This window comes from Sphingomonas rhamnosi (assembly GCF_036663615.1).
Lineage (GTDB): Bacteria > Pseudomonadota > Alphaproteobacteria > Sphingomonadales > Sphingomonadaceae > Sphingomonas.
Map to the genome: position 1 here is coordinate 171,600 of NZ_JAXOJJ010000003.1, position 13,836 is coordinate 185,435.

Sequence of the window (13,836 nt, forward strand, 5' to 3'; positions counted from 1 at the left end):
CCGTGCACCCCCTCCACCCGCTGCGCTGGTCCCCCTCCCCGTGCCGGGGAGGATTTAGAGGCGGGCGCCTACTGTGCGCAAATCCTCGACGAACCGCGCATATTCCTCTTTCGCGAGTACCGGGTCGGGGAGGCGCAGCAGATAGCTCGGGTGGACGGTGATCCACGCTTCCCCGCCGCCCGGCAGTTCCAGCGCGCGACTGCGGTTCTTGCCGATCGCCATGACCTTGCCGAACAGCGACCGCGCGGCGGTGGCACCCAGCGCCACCGTCACCTTGGGCCGGACGAGCATCTGTTCCTGCTCGACCCACCATCTGCACGCGTCGATCTCGCCGGCGGCGGGCGACGAATGGATGCGGCGCTTGCCGCGCTGCTCGAACTTGAAGTGCTTTACCGCGTTGGTGACGTACGCCCTGGCGCGGTCGACGCCGGCTTCCGCCATCGCCTTGTCGAACATCTGTCCGGCCGGACCGACGAATGGGCGTCCGGCGACGTCCTCCTGGTCGCCGGGCTGTTCGCCGACGAACATCAGTGGGGCATCGACCGGGCCTTCGCCGAACACCGTCTGCGTCGCGGGCTTGTAGAGCGGGCAGCGGGTGCAGCCGGCGGCTTCGTCGCGCAGCGCTTCCCAGGCGATCAGGCTGTTGCCGCCAATATGGTGCCGCGATTTGGTGATCATGCCCGACTCGCGCGCCTGCGCCGCCGCGAGCATCCCGGGCACGAGCGCGGTTTCGGGCATGTTCTTCCAGTATTTCTTGGGCATTTCCTTCAGCATCGCGCCGATCTTTACGCGCGCCGGGTTGAAGGTGCTGGCGTAATAGGTCTTCCACACCTCCTCGGTCGGGTCGCCGTCGGGGGCGTCGGCCTTGCTCGCACCGGGGCCTTCGGACAGCGCCTTGCCGTCCCAGTGGATCGACACCTCGGGCGTCAGGATCGACCAGCGCATGCTCGCGAAGCGGTTGACGAAGAACGCGGCGTTGGCGCGGACGATGTGGTGATCGGGTTCGAACCAGGCGACGAAGCGGGGGGTACCGTCGTCGTCGACTTCGCGGAAGCGGAGGAAGGCGCGCATCTTGTGGACGTCGCGGCGGACGTCCTTGGCGATGCGGTCGAGCCGGCGGACCAGCGGGTCGGCGCGATCCTCGATCAATTTGGGTTCGCGGCGCAGGCGGGCAAGCAAGGTGTAGAGCAGCGCGAAGCGTTCGGGATCGCTGGACAGGATCGCGCTGCGGGCGAGGTCGATGAAGGCGCGGGGGACCGACATCATGCCGGGTGCCGGGGCGAGCACGGGCTCGGCGGTGGTGGCGAACAGATCGACGGGCGCGTCGCCGACCTGCCAGACAACGTCGTCTGGAGGGGTGTCGGACGCAATGAGGCCGCGCGCGGCGTCGCGCCAGCCGTCGAAATCGTCGGGTTCGCTGAGGGTTACGCGGTGCATCAAATCCTCCCCGGCGCGGGGAGGGGGACCGCAACGCGCAGCGGCGGGGTGGAGGGGGCTCGCCCCGCAGTGCACCGCATGCCGAACGCCCCCTCCACCAGCTGCGCTGGTCCCCCTCCCCGTACCGGGGAGGACTGCAAGAGCATCACGCGAACATTTCCATCTGTTTCGGCTTGGGTTTCGGCGCGATCAGTGGCCGGAGGTCGGCGACGTCGGCCAGCACCACTGGGCGCCAGTCCTCCGCGATGATGAACGGACGCAGCTTCGCCACCGACACCGTCAGCCGCGCGATGTCGGCGAGGTGTAGTTTACGCCACCGCCGGCTCGTTAGGATGCCGTTGACCGCCTTCACCCCCAGCCCCGGTACGCGCAGCAGCAGCTCGCGCGGGGCGCGGTTGACGTCGACCGGGAATGAGCCGCGGAATTTCAGCGCCCAGGCGAGCTTCGGGTCGATGTCGAGCGGCAGCATGCCCGTCGCATCGTCCGCCGCGGCGACGACCTCGGCGGGTGAGAATTCGTAGAAGCGCATCAGCCAGTCGGACTGGTAGAGCCGGTGTTCGCGCATCAGCGGCGGCCGCTGCAGTGGCAGCACGGTGCTGGCGTCGGGGATCGGACTGAACGCCGAGTAATAGACGCGGCGGAGGCCGAACCGATCGTAGAGCGTCGAGGCCTTGGTGACGATGTCGCCGTCGGTCGCGGCATCGGCGCCGACGATCATCTGCGTCGACTGGCCGGCGGGGGCATAACGCGGCGCGGACTTGTACTTGGCCTTGGCGTCCTTGCCGTCGACGATCGACGCCTTCACCTCGGCCATCGCGGTTTCGATCCGCACGCCGTCCTTTTCGGGGGCGAGCCGCTTCAGGCCGCCGACGGTCGGGAGCTCGACGTTGATCGACAGCCGATCGGCATAGAGCCCTGCCTGATGGACCAGCTCGGGATCGGCGTCGGGGATCGTCTTCAGGTGGATGTAGCCGCGGAAATGGTGATCCTCGCGCAAGCTGCGCGCGACCTCGACCATCTGCTCCATCGTATAGTTGGACGAGGCGATGATCCCCGAGCTCAGGAACAGACCCTCGATATAGTTGCGCTTGTAGAAGGCGATCGTCAGGTCGACGACCTCCTTCGCGGTGAAGCGCGCGCGGCGAACGTTCGAGCTCTTGCGATTGATGCAGTAATGGCAGTCGAAGATGCAGCTGTTGGTCAGCAGGATCTTCAGCAGGCTGATGCAGCGGCCGTCGGGCGCATAGGCGTGGCAGATGCCCATGCCCTCGGTCGAGCCGAGCCCCTTGCCGTCCTTGGAATTGCGCTTGGCGGTGCCCGACGAAGCGCAGGACGCGTCGTATTTCGCGGCATCGGCCAGGATTTCCAGCTTTTCGCGGGTGTCGAGCTGCGCCATGCGTTCTTCCTACGTTCCCGCGACGCCGCTGTCGATTGATCTTGGTCAGTATCCGGTATCGTCGCGATCCAACGCGCGCGGCGGGCATTGGGTGCGTGCCGCGTGATGACCCCGGATCGATCCGCACTTCTCCGTTCGTCCCGAGTAGCCGCCGAGCTTGTCGAGGCGGCGTATCGAAGGACAGGTTGGCGCGCGGAACCTGTGCTTCGATACGAGCCCTCGATACGGCTCTTCGAGCCTACTTGGTCCCTACTCGGCACGAACGGATGAAGGGAACGCGATTGCGCGTCAGCCAAGAATCTCAGCGAGATAGCGGATCAGGTCGGCGAAGCTGCCGAGGCTGATCGGCAGCAGCAACAGGACCAGCGCGTAGCCGAGCAGCAGGCGAGTCAGCGCCTTTTCGTGGCGAAAGGGCGGCTTGCGCGGCGGCAGGTCGTCCTTGCGCGGCCAGATGCTCGATTCGTCGAGGAACATGGCCCCGATATACCGCACCGGCGGCGACTCGTCATTCCGCCGCGAGCAAGTTTTCCGCGGCGCGTAGATCGACCGAGACGAGCCGGCTGACGCCGCGTTCGATCATCGTCACGCCGAACAATCGGTGCATCCGACTCATCGTCACCGCGTTGTGCGTGACGACGAGATAGCGCGTGTCGGTGTCGGTCGCCATCCGGTCGAGCAGGTCGCAGAAGCGTTCGATATTGGCGTCGTCGAGCGGCGCGTCGACCTCGTCCAGCACGCAGATCGGCGCCGGGTTGGTCAGGAACAGCCCGAAGATCAGCGCGACCGCGGTCAGCGCCTGTTCGCCGCCGGACAGCAGCGTGAGCGACTGGAGGCGCTTGCCGGGTGGCTGCGCCATGATCTCGAGGCCGGCTTCGAGCGGATCGTCCGAATCGACAAGCTCGAGATGCGCGGCGCCGCCGTCGAACAGCGTTGCGAACAGGCGCCGGAAATGGCCGTTGACCGCCTCGAACGCGGCGAGCAGCCGCTGGCGCCCTTCGCGGTTGAGCGTGCCGATCGAGCCGCGGAGGCGGTTAACGGCCTGGCCCAGTTCGTCGCGCTCGGCGGCGTTGCCGACGCTGGCGGCTTCGAGCTCGGCGAGTTCCTGGGTCGCCATCAGATTGACCGGGCCGATGCGTTCGCGGTCGCGCGTCAGCCGGTCGTGCGCGACGGATTCCTCGGTGGGGCTGCGGACGCTGGCGGCGTCGAAGGCGAGGCGTTCGGGCAGGACGGCGGCGGGGCAGGCGAAGCGTTCTCCCGAGAGCCGACTCGTCTCGACGCGGCGCTGCTCGTGATTCTCGACGCGGGCGATGGCGCCGGCGCGGTGTTCACGGGCCTGCGACAATGTTTCGTTGGCGCGGGTGTGCGCGTCGTCGGCGGTGCGCTGTGCGGCTTCGGCGGCGTGTTCCGCGGCGGCGCGCGTGTCGGCCTCGGCGCGCGCGGCGGCATGTTGGGTGTCGAGGCTAGCGATATCGGCGTCGAGTTGGGCGGGGCGATCGGCCGACGCGGCGATGTCGCGGGCGAGCCCGGCCGCGCGGGCGTCCATGTCGGCGATGCGTTTGGCGGCCTCCCCGGCGCGAGCGTGCCAGCTTTTCGTGTCCGCCTTGGCGGCGGCGAGGCGCTCGCGATCGGCGGTGTGCGCGCGTTCGCGCGACGTGCGGTCGGCGCGGGCCTGGCTGACCGCGGCGCGGCGGGTCTCGGCGTCGCGGTGGAGCGTCGCGACGGCGGCGGCATTGGCAGAGCCGTCGGGGACCGCGGCCATCGCGGCCTGTGCACGGTCGAGCTCTGCCGCGGCGTCGGCCGCGTCGTCGGCGATGCGCGCGGCGCGGGCGTCGAGATCGGCGCGCTGGCTGGCGAGCCGCTCGAGCGCAGTGGTGGTGCGGTCCTCTGTACGCAGCGCGTCGCGGCCTTCGGCTTCGGCGCGTTGCAGCGTGGCACGCGCGGTCTGCGCGGTCTGGCGCGCGGCGGTGATGTCGGTCTCCATTGCGGCGCGGGCAGTTTCGGCTTCGGCGAGCGCGGCGGCGGCGGGCGCGCGGGCGTCTTGCAAAGCCTTGAGGCGGTTGAGGCGAACGAGGCGTTCGACCGCCGCCGCGCCGCTGCCGCTGGTGGCGAAGCCGTCCCAGCGGCGCAGTAGGCCGTCGCGGGTCACGAGGCGCTGGCCGACCGCGAGCGGTTGGCCGGTATCGATATCGGTGACGAAGATCTGCGCGAGGCGGCGGGCGAGGGCGGGGGGCGCATCGACATGGGGGGCGAGCGGTTCGCTGTCGGCGGGCGCGGTGGGGTCGTCGGGTGCGGGCGCGGCGCCAGTCCAGGCGGCGAGACCGGTGTCGAGCTCGTCGGCCAGTGCGGCGGCCAGAGCGCGTTCGTGGCCGGGGCGCGCGGCGACATGGTCGAGCAGGCGATCGCGGCCGTTCGCCTGCGTTGCCCTGGCGAGCGCGGTGGCTTCGCTGTCGATCGCGGCGAGTTCGGCGCGGGCGGTGGCGCGGGTCGCCTCGGCGGTGTCGCGCGCGGCGATCGCGGTGCGTTCGGCGGTCTCGGCCTGGGCGAGCGAGGCGCGCGCCGTGTCGGCGGTGGTGGCGGCTTCGGTGCGCTTCGCCGATGCGGCGGCGCGTTCGGCTTCTAGGGGGGCGGGTTGCGGGAGGGCGCGGAGCGCGGTGGCGAGGCCTGCACCGTCGCGCGCGGCACGGTCCGTGCGGGCGCGGGCGGCGGTCAGCGCGGCGCTGGCGATGCGCAGTTCGGCGGCGTCCTGCGCCTGGCGGGCAAGCGCCTGGGCGAGCGCGACTTCGGCATCGCGCGCATGGCGTTCGGCTTCGTCGAGCGCGGCGTCGAGCGCGGGAAATGCCTTGGCGGCATCGGCGATCGCGGCGTCGAGCGTACGCGCCTCGTCGGCGAGCCGCGCGATCGCGGCGGCGGCGTCGCTGGCGAGCGCGCCTTCGCGCGCGCGATCCTCGGCGATGCGGTCACGGGCGGCGGTCAGTTCCGCAATGCGGCGTTCGGCGGCGGTGCGTTCGGTCCGGAGCGTGGTCAGGCGATAGGCGGCGTCGGCCGCGGCATCGCGCGCGGCGAGCGCGGCGGCGCGGGCGGCGCTGACCGTGCTGGCGGCGTCCATCTGCGCGGCGGCGGCGGTGCGTTCGGCATCGGTGGCGGCGCGGACGCGGGCTTCGGCGTCCGCGGCTTCGGCCTTGGCGGCGTCGGCCGCGGCGGCGGCTTCGCGCCAGTGCGCGAAGATCAGCCGGGCCTCGGCGACGCGGATCTGGTCGGAAAGCTGGCGATAGCGGTCGGCGGCGCGTGCCTGGCGGCGGAGTGCTGCGACGCGGGCGTCCTGGTCGGCGATCAGTTCGTCCAGCTTGGCGAGGTTGGCTTCGGTCGCTCGGAGTTTACTCTCGGCGTCCTTCCGCCGGACGTGGAGCCCCGAGATGCCGGCCGCGTCTTCGAGCATCGCGCGACGGTCGGCCGGCTTGGCGGCGATCACTGCGCCGATCCGGCCCTGGCTGACGAGCGCGGGGCTGTGTGCGCCAGTGGCGGCGTCGGCGAACAGCAGGCCGACGTCCTTGGCGCGGACGTCGCGGCCGTCGATCCGGTAGGCGGAGCCGGCGCCGCGTTCGATGCGGCGGACGATCTCGGTTTCCTCACCCGCGATCTCGGCGAGGATCGAGACTTCGGCGAAGTCGCGCGGCGGGCGGGTGGTGGTGCCGGCGAAGATCACGTCGTCCATGCCGGCGCCGCGCAACGACTTCGCGCTGGCCTCGCCCATCGTCCAGCGCAGCGCTTCGAGCAGGTTGGACTTGCCGCAGCCATTCGGGCCGACGACGCCGGTCAGGCCCGGTTCGATGCGCAGGTCCGCGGGTTCGACGAAGCTCTTGAACCCGGCGATGCGGAGGCGTTTGATCTGCATGTGTGCCCCCCTCCGTCACCCCGGACACGATCCCGGGGCCCGCTATCCACGGTCGAAGAAGCGGGACCCCGGGTCAAGCCCGGGGTGACGGTGTGGGATGTGTTACGCCCCGGCGGCCTTCAGCGCCTTTTCCATCTGCTCCCAGGTCACCACGCCCTCGGCAACCTTGCCGTTGATGAAGAAGGTCGGGGTGCCGGTGACCGATCCGTCCTGCATCGCCTTTTCGGTCGGCTTGGCCATGATCTCGAGCTGCTTCTGGTCGGCGAGGCAGGCGCGCGCCTTGGCCTCGGGGATGCCGCGCTGCTTGACGAAGTCGATCGCACCCATCTGTTCGGCGAGCGCGGTCGCGACCGCGGTCGGCGACTTGCCCTGCAATGCGGCCTGTGCCGGCTGCGGCATCGCCTGCAGCTTGTCGAGGAATGCGATCTGGTTCTGATAGGTCTGTTCGAGCAGCGGGAAGAAGCTCTCGACGCTGCCGCACTGGCCGAGCAGGGTCAGCGCGACGTCGGAGGCGCCGTGGACCAGGAAGTCGCGGAATTCGAAGCTGACCTTGCCGGTCGAGACATAATTGTCGGTCAGCGGCTTGTACGCCTCGCGGCCGAACGCGCCGCAGGTCGGGCACGAACGCGCGCCATATTCGACGAGCTTGATCGGCGCGTCGGGGTTGCCCATCCGGTAGCCCTCTTCGGTCTTCACGACCGTCTCGGACCAATTCTTGCCGGCGGGAGCGGGCGTTGCGGCGACGGGGGCCGCGGCGGTCACGCTGTTGCTCGATTCGTCCTTCGAACAACCGGCGAGCGCGATGGGAAGAAGGGCGAGTGCGTAGGCGAACTTCATGCGAGTACTCCGCTTGGGATTATCTGGCGCCGGCGGCGCGCAGGGCTGGCTCGAGCTGTGCCCAGGCCGCGTGCGCGACGCGCTTGCCGTTGACGTAGAAAGTCGGCGTCGAGTCGATTTCCGACGGCGCGTTGCTGGTCAGCGCAACGATCCGGTCGATCTCGGCCTGGTCGGCGAAGCAGGCGCCGATCGCGGCGTCGGACAGGCCGCGTGCCTTGACGAGCGCGGTAAGGCCCGAGCCGTCGGCGTTCGCGCGAAGCTGGGCCTGGGTCGGGTAGAGATTGATCCGTGCGCCGTTCGCCTCCTGGAAGTCGATGCCGCGTTGCAGCCAGGTCGGCTGTGCGGCGAAGATCGCGGCGGTGGTCGCGGCGAAGCCCCTGGGGCCGGTGCAGCGCGCGAGGATCGCGGCGGCGAGGTCGAGCTTGTCGCGGATGAAGTGGCGCAGTTCGAGGCTGGTTGAGCCCGACGCGATCATCTGGCGACGCAACACCGGTTCCGACGCGCCCGAAAAGGCGGCGCAGTGCGAGCAGGTGTAGCTCGCATATTCGACCAGCTTCACGCGGGCCTGCGGGTTGCCGATGACATAGGCGCCGGCGGGCGTCTTGGTCGCGACCGCGTTCCAGTCGCGCCTGGGCGTCGCCGCGGTGAGCAGGACGACGGAAAATAGGGTAAGCAACACGCGCATTCAGCTAATCCTGGGTGGGCCGTTGGTCGAGGCGACGCCGGCGGCAAGCGATTCGAGGACGGCGCGCAGTTCAGGGTCGGCGATGCCCTTCAGGCTGTCGCCAAGATCCAGCGGAACGGTACGGATCGACGGCGGCGCCTTGCGCGGCGGGGGGGCGGCGACCTCGCCCTGGCGGATCGCGACCTTGGCGACCGCGGCATAGCCGAAAAAGCGATTCACGCGCTCCATGATCTCGGGCGTGATGTGCTGCATCATCGGCGCGTGCGCGCCGCGGACGGTGAGCGTGAGGACGCCGTCCTGCTTCTTGCCGACCGGGAAGCGGATCGATTCGGGGGTGCTGGCGCCGGCCAGCTTCTCGCCGACGATCTCGGGCCAGCGGCTGACGATCGAGCTCTGCACGAAGCCGAAGCGCCGGAACGCCGCGCCGCCGATCGACGGCAGCAGTTCCGATACGGCGCGTGCGCGGTTCTCGCGCGGGGCGTCGGGATCGGTGCGGCCTTTCGTCTTGGGGCGGGTGCTGGGCGGCTTGCTCATTCGCTTACCCATGCCATAGCGCGGGCATGAACGCCAAGCGCTCTTCGGTGTCGGACGCCCTGCTCGACTGGTACGATACGCACCGCCGCGACCTGCCGTGGCGGGCGAAACCGGGCGAGGCCATAGATCCGTACCGCGTCTGGCTGTCCGAGGTGATGCTGCAGCAGACGACGGTCGCCGCGGTAACGCCGCGCTTCCTGGCCTGGACCGCGCGCTGGCCCGATTTCGCGAGTCTGGCGGCTGCCGAAGAGGCGGACGTGATGGCCGCCTGGGCGGGGCTCGGATACTATGCGCGGGCGCGCAATCTGGTCGCGGCGGCGAAGGCGGTGGTCGCCGAGCATGGCGGCGTGTTCCCGGGGACCGAGGCCGAGTTGCGCGCGCTGCCGGGGCTGGGCGCGTACACCGCCGCGGCGGTGGCGGCGATCGCGTTCGGGCAGCGCTCGGTGGTGGTCGATGCCAATGTCGAGCGCGTCGTCGCGCGGCTGTTCGCGATTGCAACGCCCTTGCCCGCGGCACGGCCCGCGATCCGCGCGGCGGCGGACACGATCACCCCCGACCTTCGTGCCGGCGATTTCGCGCAGGCGATGATGGATCTGGGCTCGGGGATCTGCACCACCCGTGCGCCGAAATGCCTGCTGTGCCCGCTACGCGAATGGTGCGACGGGTTTGCAGGCGGAGCGCCGGAGACCCTGCCGGTCAAGGCGAAGAAGGCCGCCAAGCCCGCGCGCAAGGGCACGATCTTCTGGCTGGAGCGCGACGGACGGGTGCTGCTGGTGCGGCGACCCGACAAGGGGCTGCTCGGCGGGATGCGCGCGCTGCCGACCGGGCCGTGGGTCGATCAGGCACCGGGGTTCGAGGATGCACCGGCGCAGGCGGACTGGCGGATGCTGGATGTTCGAGTTACGCACGGCTTCACGCATTTCGACCTCGATCTGGCGCTTGCGGTGGCGCAGGTCGAGGCGCATCAACCCGGCGACGAATCGCACGAATGGTGGCCGGTCGATCGGCTGGATACCGCCGGGCTTCCGACCGTTTTCGCCAAGGCTGCCCTCGCGATCGCGGGGGCCATCAGGAGGGCTGCATGACGCGTACGCACTGGATGATCGGCGGCCTCGCCGCGCTCGCAGCAACCGGCGCCTTCGGGCAGGCGCAGCGCCAGCCGGCGCCGATGCCGGCGCCGCGCATGCCGGTACCCGTCAGCGCGCTGCTGCCCACCGTTCAAGGTGTCTTCGACGGCTATGTCCGCGACGGCAAGATGCCGGGGATCGTCGGCGCGTTCGGCGTGGGCGATGGGCGCACGCTGTTTCCGTCGGCCGGCAAAATCGCCGATGGCGGTGCGACTGCGAACGCCGATTCGCTGTGGCGGGTCTATTCGATGACCAAGCCGATCACCGGCATGGCGGCGATGATGCTGGTCGAGGACGGCAGGCTGAAGCTCGACGATCCGGTCAGCAAGTACATCCCCGCGTTCGCGACGATGACGGTGGCGACCAGCCCTGAAACCTCGCTCGCCAGCCGTCCGGCGCGTAACGCCATCACGATCCGGATGTTGCTGACGCATACGTCGGGGCTCGGCTACAGCATCAACGTGAAGGGGCCGCTGCTCAAGGAGTATGAGCGGCTCGGCGTTATCCCTGCGTCGGTCAACGCGCAGATGGAGATGCAGATGCGGCGCGTCCGCCCGACATCGCTGGCGGAGTTCGCCAACCGCGCCGCGGCGCTGCCGCTGATCGCCGAGCCGGGGACGACGTGGAGCTATTCGATGGGGCTCGACGTGATGGGCCGGGTGATCGAGGTCGCATCCGGCATGAGCTTCGAGCGCTTCCTCCAGACGCGGATGTTCGCGCCGTTGAAGATGAATTCGACCTATTGGTCGGTGCCCAAGAGCGAGATCGGGCGACTGGCCACCAACTACGCGTTCGTCGGCGAGAACCGCACGCCGCTGGATCCGGCCGCCACGTCGGCGTTCCTGACGCCGCCCAGCTTCCCGTACGGTGGCGCAGGCCTGGTGATGTCGGCGCGCGATTATGACCGGTTCCTGCACATGCTGCAGGACGGCGGTACGCTGGACGGCGTGCGTGTGATGAAGCCGGAAACGGTCGCGCTCGGCATGTCGAACCTGCTCCCCGCGGGCGTCAGCTTCGGCGGGATCGGCAACGGCAACGGCGGTACCACCCGGACGTCGAACATGGGATTCGGCGCGGGCGGGTCGGTCGTGCTGGCCGCCATGCCAGGCGGCGCATCGAAGGGCACGTTCGGCTGGGGCGGTGCTGCGGGGACGATCGCCTGGGTCGATCCCGTCCGGCGTATGCGCGGCACGGTGATGGTGAATTATTTCCCCGGTGAGAGATGGCCGGTGCGCGCCGAGGTGGCGGCGGCGATCGCCAAGGATGTCGCGCGGTTGGCGCGATGAGCGGGCTTGGCAGGATCGGTTTCACCGGCGGCATGCTCGATCGTGCCGATACGCTGCGGCACGATGTCGACGGACTGGCGGCGGCGCGCCGTGATCCGCGTGCGCGGCTGCTTATGCTCGACGGGCTGATGCCTGCGGTGATCGATGAGGGGCTACTCGGCTGGGCGCCGATCGCCGACCTGCCGGACGATGCAGACCCGATCCTGCTCGGGCTCGACGGCGACGGGCGCCCGCATTTCGCCGCGCTGCTGGCCGGAATGCGAGTCGATACCGCGCCGGCGATGCGCTCGCCCGAACTCATGGCGGTGCTCCACGCGCTCGCACCGGGCGAGGCGGCAACCTATGCTGCGGCGCGCAGCGTGATCGACTGGCATGTGCGGCACGGATTCTGCGCGAAGTGTGGGACGCCGACCGCGCTGTTCCGCGCCGGCTGGGGGCGCAAATGCCCGAACTGCGCCGCCGAACATTTCCCGCGCGTCGACCCTGTCGTGATCATGATCGCCGAGCATGACGGCCGCGCGCTGCTCGGGCGCGGGCGCAACTGGCCGCCGGGGCGCTATTCGGCGCTCGCCGGGTTCATGGAGCCGGGCGAATCGATCGAGGAGGCGGTAGCGCGCGAGATCGTCGAAGAATCGGGCGTGCGGGTCGGCAAGGTGCGCTACGTCGCCAGCCAGCCCTGGCCGTTCCCGTCGTCGTTGATGATGGCCTGCGTCGCCGAGGCGGAGGACGACGCGATCACGATCGACCCGAACGAGCTCGAGGACGCAATGTGGGTGCCGCGCGAGATGGTCCGCGCGGTGTTGCGCGGTGAGGAGGGGCCGTTCATCGCCCCGCCGCCCTATGCGATCGCGTTCACGCTGCTGACCGCGTGGGCGGAGGGCTGAGGATCAGCCCCGCGTTCTGGCCTGCGGATAGGTCCCGAGCACGCGCAGCCATTTCGAATGAAACCCCAGTTCCGCCAGCGCGCGGTCGAAATTCGCGTCGCCGGGCTTGCCGACCACGTCGGCATAGAATTCCGTCGCGGCGAAGCTGCCGCCCCGCTGGTAGCTCTCCAGCTTGGTCATGTTGACCCCGTTGGTCGCAAAGCCGCCCATCGCCTTGTAGAGCGCGGCAGGAACGTTGTTTACCTCGAAGATCAGCGTCGTCATCCAGTCGCCATCCCCGACAGGCGGCTTGCTGCCGCGCGCGAGCGTGACGAACCGCGTGGTGTTGTGATCCGCATCGGCGATGTCGTTGTCGAGCAGGTCGAGCCCGTACAGCGCGGCGGCACCGGGCGGCGCGAGCGCGGCGATCGTGGGGTCGGCGCGCTCGGCGACCACCGCGGCGGCGCCGGCGGTATCGGGATAGCTGACCGGTGCAATGCCATGCGCCTTCAGCCAGTGGCGGCACTGGCCGAGCGCCTGCGGATGGCTCATCGCCTCGCGCACGCCGTCGCGCGGGCCGGTGCCCATCAGCGCATAGCGGATCGGCAGGAAATGTTCGCCGGTCACCACCAGCCCCGATTCGGGCAGCAGGAAATGGATGTCGGCTACGCGGCCGTGCAGCGAATTCTCGATCGGGATGATCGCGCAGTCGGCGCGACCGTCCTTCACCGCGTCGATCGCATCGGCGAAGTCGAAGCACGGCAGCGGCAGACCGTCGGGGAACGCCTCGAGGGCGGCGACATGGCTGTTTGCGCCGGGCGCACCCTGAAATGCGACTGTCCGCGCGGGGTCGGCGGCGGCGGCAGCCGTCATCCGGGCAACGATCGGGCGGGCGGGACCTGCGAAATTTTCCATCGAGCGGCCGCGTAAAGCGCGCGGCGGGTGCGAGCAAGCGCGGCTTGCGGTGCGGCGCCGGCTTTCCTATGGGGTCTGGCAATAACAGGGGCAGAGGCGCAAAAATGGACAATCGGACCAACACGATCGCCGGCTGGGTGCTTGCGGGCTGCGGTGCAGCGCTGGGCCTGTCGATCGTCGGTGGCATGGTGTTCCACGGCGAGCGTCCCGAGAAGATGGGCTATGCGATCGAGGGCGTGGTCGAGGACGGCGCCGCGGGCGCCGCACCCGAAGTCGCGATCGCATCGCTGCTGCCGACCGCCGACCCCGCCAAGGGCGCCGAGGTCTTCAAGAAGTGCGCCGCCTGTCACAGCGTCAACCAGGGCGGCGCGAACGGCATCGGCCCGAACCTCTACGCGACGCTGGGCGAGGGGATCGCGCAGGGCAAGGCGGGTTATCCCTTCTCCGACGCGCTGAAGGCGGTCGGCGGCAACTGGGACTTCGACAAGATGAACGCGTGGCTGACCAGCCCGCGCAAGTTCGCGCCGGGCACCAAGATGACCTTCGCCGGCCTCGGCAATGCGCAGGATCGCGCGAACGTGATCGCCTATCTGAATGCGCAAGGGTCGAACCTGCCGCTTCCCGCCGCCGGAGCAGCACCGGCCGCGGCCGCGCAGCCTGCGACCGCGGATGCGGCAGAGGCGGCGGCGACCAACGGGTCGGATACGGCGGATCTCGCCAACACCGGCACGGCCGCGTCCGGCGCGCCCTCGGTGGATCCGGAAGCCGCACGTCGCGGCGCGCGGACGGAGAAATAGGTTCGGCCCGCCGTTCGTCGGCGGGCTGTTCTGTCCCCATCCGATCCCGTCGCTCCACCCGATCCCG

12 protein-coding genes are annotated in these 13,836 nt (G+C 69.9%); 4 read left to right on the forward strand and 8 right to left on the reverse strand.

The genetic code is table 11. The annotated features are described in order from the left end of the window. Positions 1-54: 54 nt before the first annotated feature. The 7 genes from U1701_RS08330 to U1701_RS08360 all read right to left on the reverse strand — a co-directional run bounded on the left by U1701_RS08330 (position 55) and on the right by U1701_RS08360 (position 8,781). Positions 55-1,437: a UdgX family uracil-DNA binding protein gene (locus U1701_RS08330; RefSeq protein ID WP_332782090.1), complete on the reverse strand. Its 1,383-nt coding sequence runs from the start codon at positions 1,435-1,437 to the stop codon at positions 55-57. A 145-nt stretch (positions 1,438-1,582) separates the two neighbouring features. Further along, positions 1,583-2,833 (reverse strand): putative DNA modification/repair radical SAM protein, encoded by a 1,251-nt coding sequence (locus tag U1701_RS08335; protein WP_332782091.1) that lies wholly within the window; start codon positions 2,831-2,833, stop codon positions 1,583-1,585. Between the two features lie 288 nt (positions 2,834-3,121). Beyond that, positions 3,122-3,307, reverse strand: a complete 186-nt coding sequence (locus tag U1701_RS08340; RefSeq protein WP_332782092.1) for a hypothetical protein — start codon at positions 3,305-3,307, stop codon at positions 3,122-3,124. Between the two features lie 31 nt (positions 3,308-3,338). After that, the gene (locus tag U1701_RS08345) at positions 3,339-6,725 is read right to left on the reverse strand and encodes a chromosome segregation SMC family protein (RefSeq protein WP_332782093.1); all 3,387 of its coding nucleotides are present in this window, start codon (positions 6,723-6,725) and stop codon (positions 3,339-3,341) included. Positions 6,726-6,827: 102 nt separating this feature from the next. Beyond that, positions 6,828-7,562, reverse strand: a complete 735-nt coding sequence (locus U1701_RS08350; protein ID WP_332782094.1) for a thioredoxin domain-containing protein — start codon at positions 7,560-7,562, stop codon at positions 6,828-6,830. A 19-nt stretch (positions 7,563-7,581) separates the two neighbouring features. Then, a complete protein-coding gene (locus tag U1701_RS08355) occupies positions 7,582-8,247 on the reverse strand; it encodes a DsbA family protein (RefSeq protein ID WP_332782095.1) in 666 nt (221 codons plus the stop codon). After that, positions 8,248-8,781 carry a DUF721 domain-containing protein gene (locus U1701_RS08360; RefSeq protein ID WP_332782096.1) on the reverse strand — a complete coding sequence of 178 codons (534 nt, stop codon included), beginning with the start codon at positions 8,779-8,781 and terminating at the stop codon, positions 8,248-8,250. It abuts the gene before it with no gap. Positions 8,782-8,807: 26 nt separating this feature from the next. Between U1701_RS08360 and U1701_RS08365 the strand changes: the two genes are divergently transcribed. The 3 genes from U1701_RS08365 to nudC are packed head-to-tail and all read left to right on the forward strand — an operon-like array spanning position 8,808 to position 12,078. Then, entirely contained in the window at positions 8,808-9,866 is a 1,059-nt protein-coding gene (locus U1701_RS08365; RefSeq protein WP_332782097.1) for an A/G-specific adenine glycosylase, read from the forward strand. Then, the gene (locus U1701_RS08370; RefSeq protein WP_332782098.1) at positions 9,863-11,194 is read left to right on the forward strand and encodes a serine hydrolase domain-containing protein; all 1,332 of its coding nucleotides are present in this window, start codon (positions 9,863-9,865) and stop codon (positions 11,192-11,194) included. The genes U1701_RS08365 and U1701_RS08370 overlap by 4 nt, the downstream gene beginning before the upstream one ends. Beyond that, positions 11,191-12,078 carry an NAD(+) diphosphatase gene (nudC, locus tag U1701_RS08375; protein WP_332782099.1) on the forward strand — a complete coding sequence of 296 codons (888 nt, stop codon included), beginning with the start codon at positions 11,191-11,193 and terminating at the stop codon, positions 12,076-12,078. Before U1701_RS08370 ends, nudC begins: the two co-directional genes overlap by 4 nt. Positions 12,079-12,081: 3 nt before the next feature. Here nudC and U1701_RS08380 read toward each other — a convergent pair whose 3' ends face one another. After that, positions 12,082-12,972 carry a prephenate dehydratase gene (locus U1701_RS08380; protein WP_332782100.1) on the reverse strand — a complete coding sequence of 297 codons (891 nt, stop codon included), beginning with the start codon at positions 12,970-12,972 and terminating at the stop codon, positions 12,082-12,084. Between the two features lie 104 nt (positions 12,973-13,076). On the opposite strand from U1701_RS08380, the gene U1701_RS08385 reads away from it, so the two are divergent. Next, positions 13,077-13,769 carry a c-type cytochrome gene (locus tag U1701_RS08385; RefSeq protein ID WP_332782101.1) on the forward strand — a complete coding sequence of 231 codons (693 nt, stop codon included), beginning with the start codon at positions 13,077-13,079 and terminating at the stop codon, positions 13,767-13,769. Positions 13,770-13,836: the final 67 nt, after the last annotated feature.

Bases quoted from the DNA above. Each gene is read 5' to 3' on its own strand.
- U1701_RS08330 (WP_332782090.1), bottom strand. From the start codon at position 1,437: ATGCACCGCGTAACCCTCAGCGAACCCGACGATTTCGACGGCTGGCGC.
- U1701_RS08335 (WP_332782091.1), bottom strand. From the start codon at position 2,833: ATGGCGCAGCTCGACACCCGCGAAAAGCTGGAAATCCTGGCCGATGCC.
- U1701_RS08340 (WP_332782092.1), bottom strand. From the start codon at position 3,307: ATGTTCCTCGACGAATCGAGCATCTGGCCGCGCAAGGACGACCTGCCG.
- U1701_RS08345 (WP_332782093.1), bottom strand. From the start codon at position 6,725: ATGCAGATCAAACGCCTCCGCATCGCCGGGTTCAAGAGCTTCGTCGAA.
- U1701_RS08350 (WP_332782094.1), bottom strand. From the start codon at position 7,562: ATGAAGTTCGCCTACGCACTCGCCCTTCTTCCCATCGCGCTCGCCGGT.
- U1701_RS08355 (WP_332782095.1), bottom strand. From the start codon at position 8,247: ATGCGCGTGTTGCTTACCCTATTTTCCGTCGTCCTGCTCACCGCGGCG.
- U1701_RS08360 (WP_332782096.1), bottom strand. From the start codon at position 8,781: ATGAGCAAGCCGCCCAGCACCCGCCCCAAGACGAAAGGCCGCACCGAT.
- U1701_RS08365 (WP_332782097.1), top strand. From the start codon at position 8,808: ATGAACGCCAAGCGCTCTTCGGTGTCGGACGCCCTGCTCGACTGGTAC.
- U1701_RS08370 (WP_332782098.1), top strand. From the start codon at position 9,863: ATGACGCGTACGCACTGGATGATCGGCGGCCTCGCCGCGCTCGCAGCA.
- nudC (WP_332782099.1), top strand. From the start codon at position 11,191: ATGAGCGGGCTTGGCAGGATCGGTTTCACCGGCGGCATGCTCGATCGT.
- U1701_RS08380 (WP_332782100.1), bottom strand. From the start codon at position 12,972: ATGGAAAATTTCGCAGGTCCCGCCCGCCCGATCGTTGCCCGGATGACG.
- U1701_RS08385 (WP_332782101.1), top strand. From the start codon at position 13,077: ATGGACAATCGGACCAACACGATCGCCGGCTGGGTGCTTGCGGGCTGC.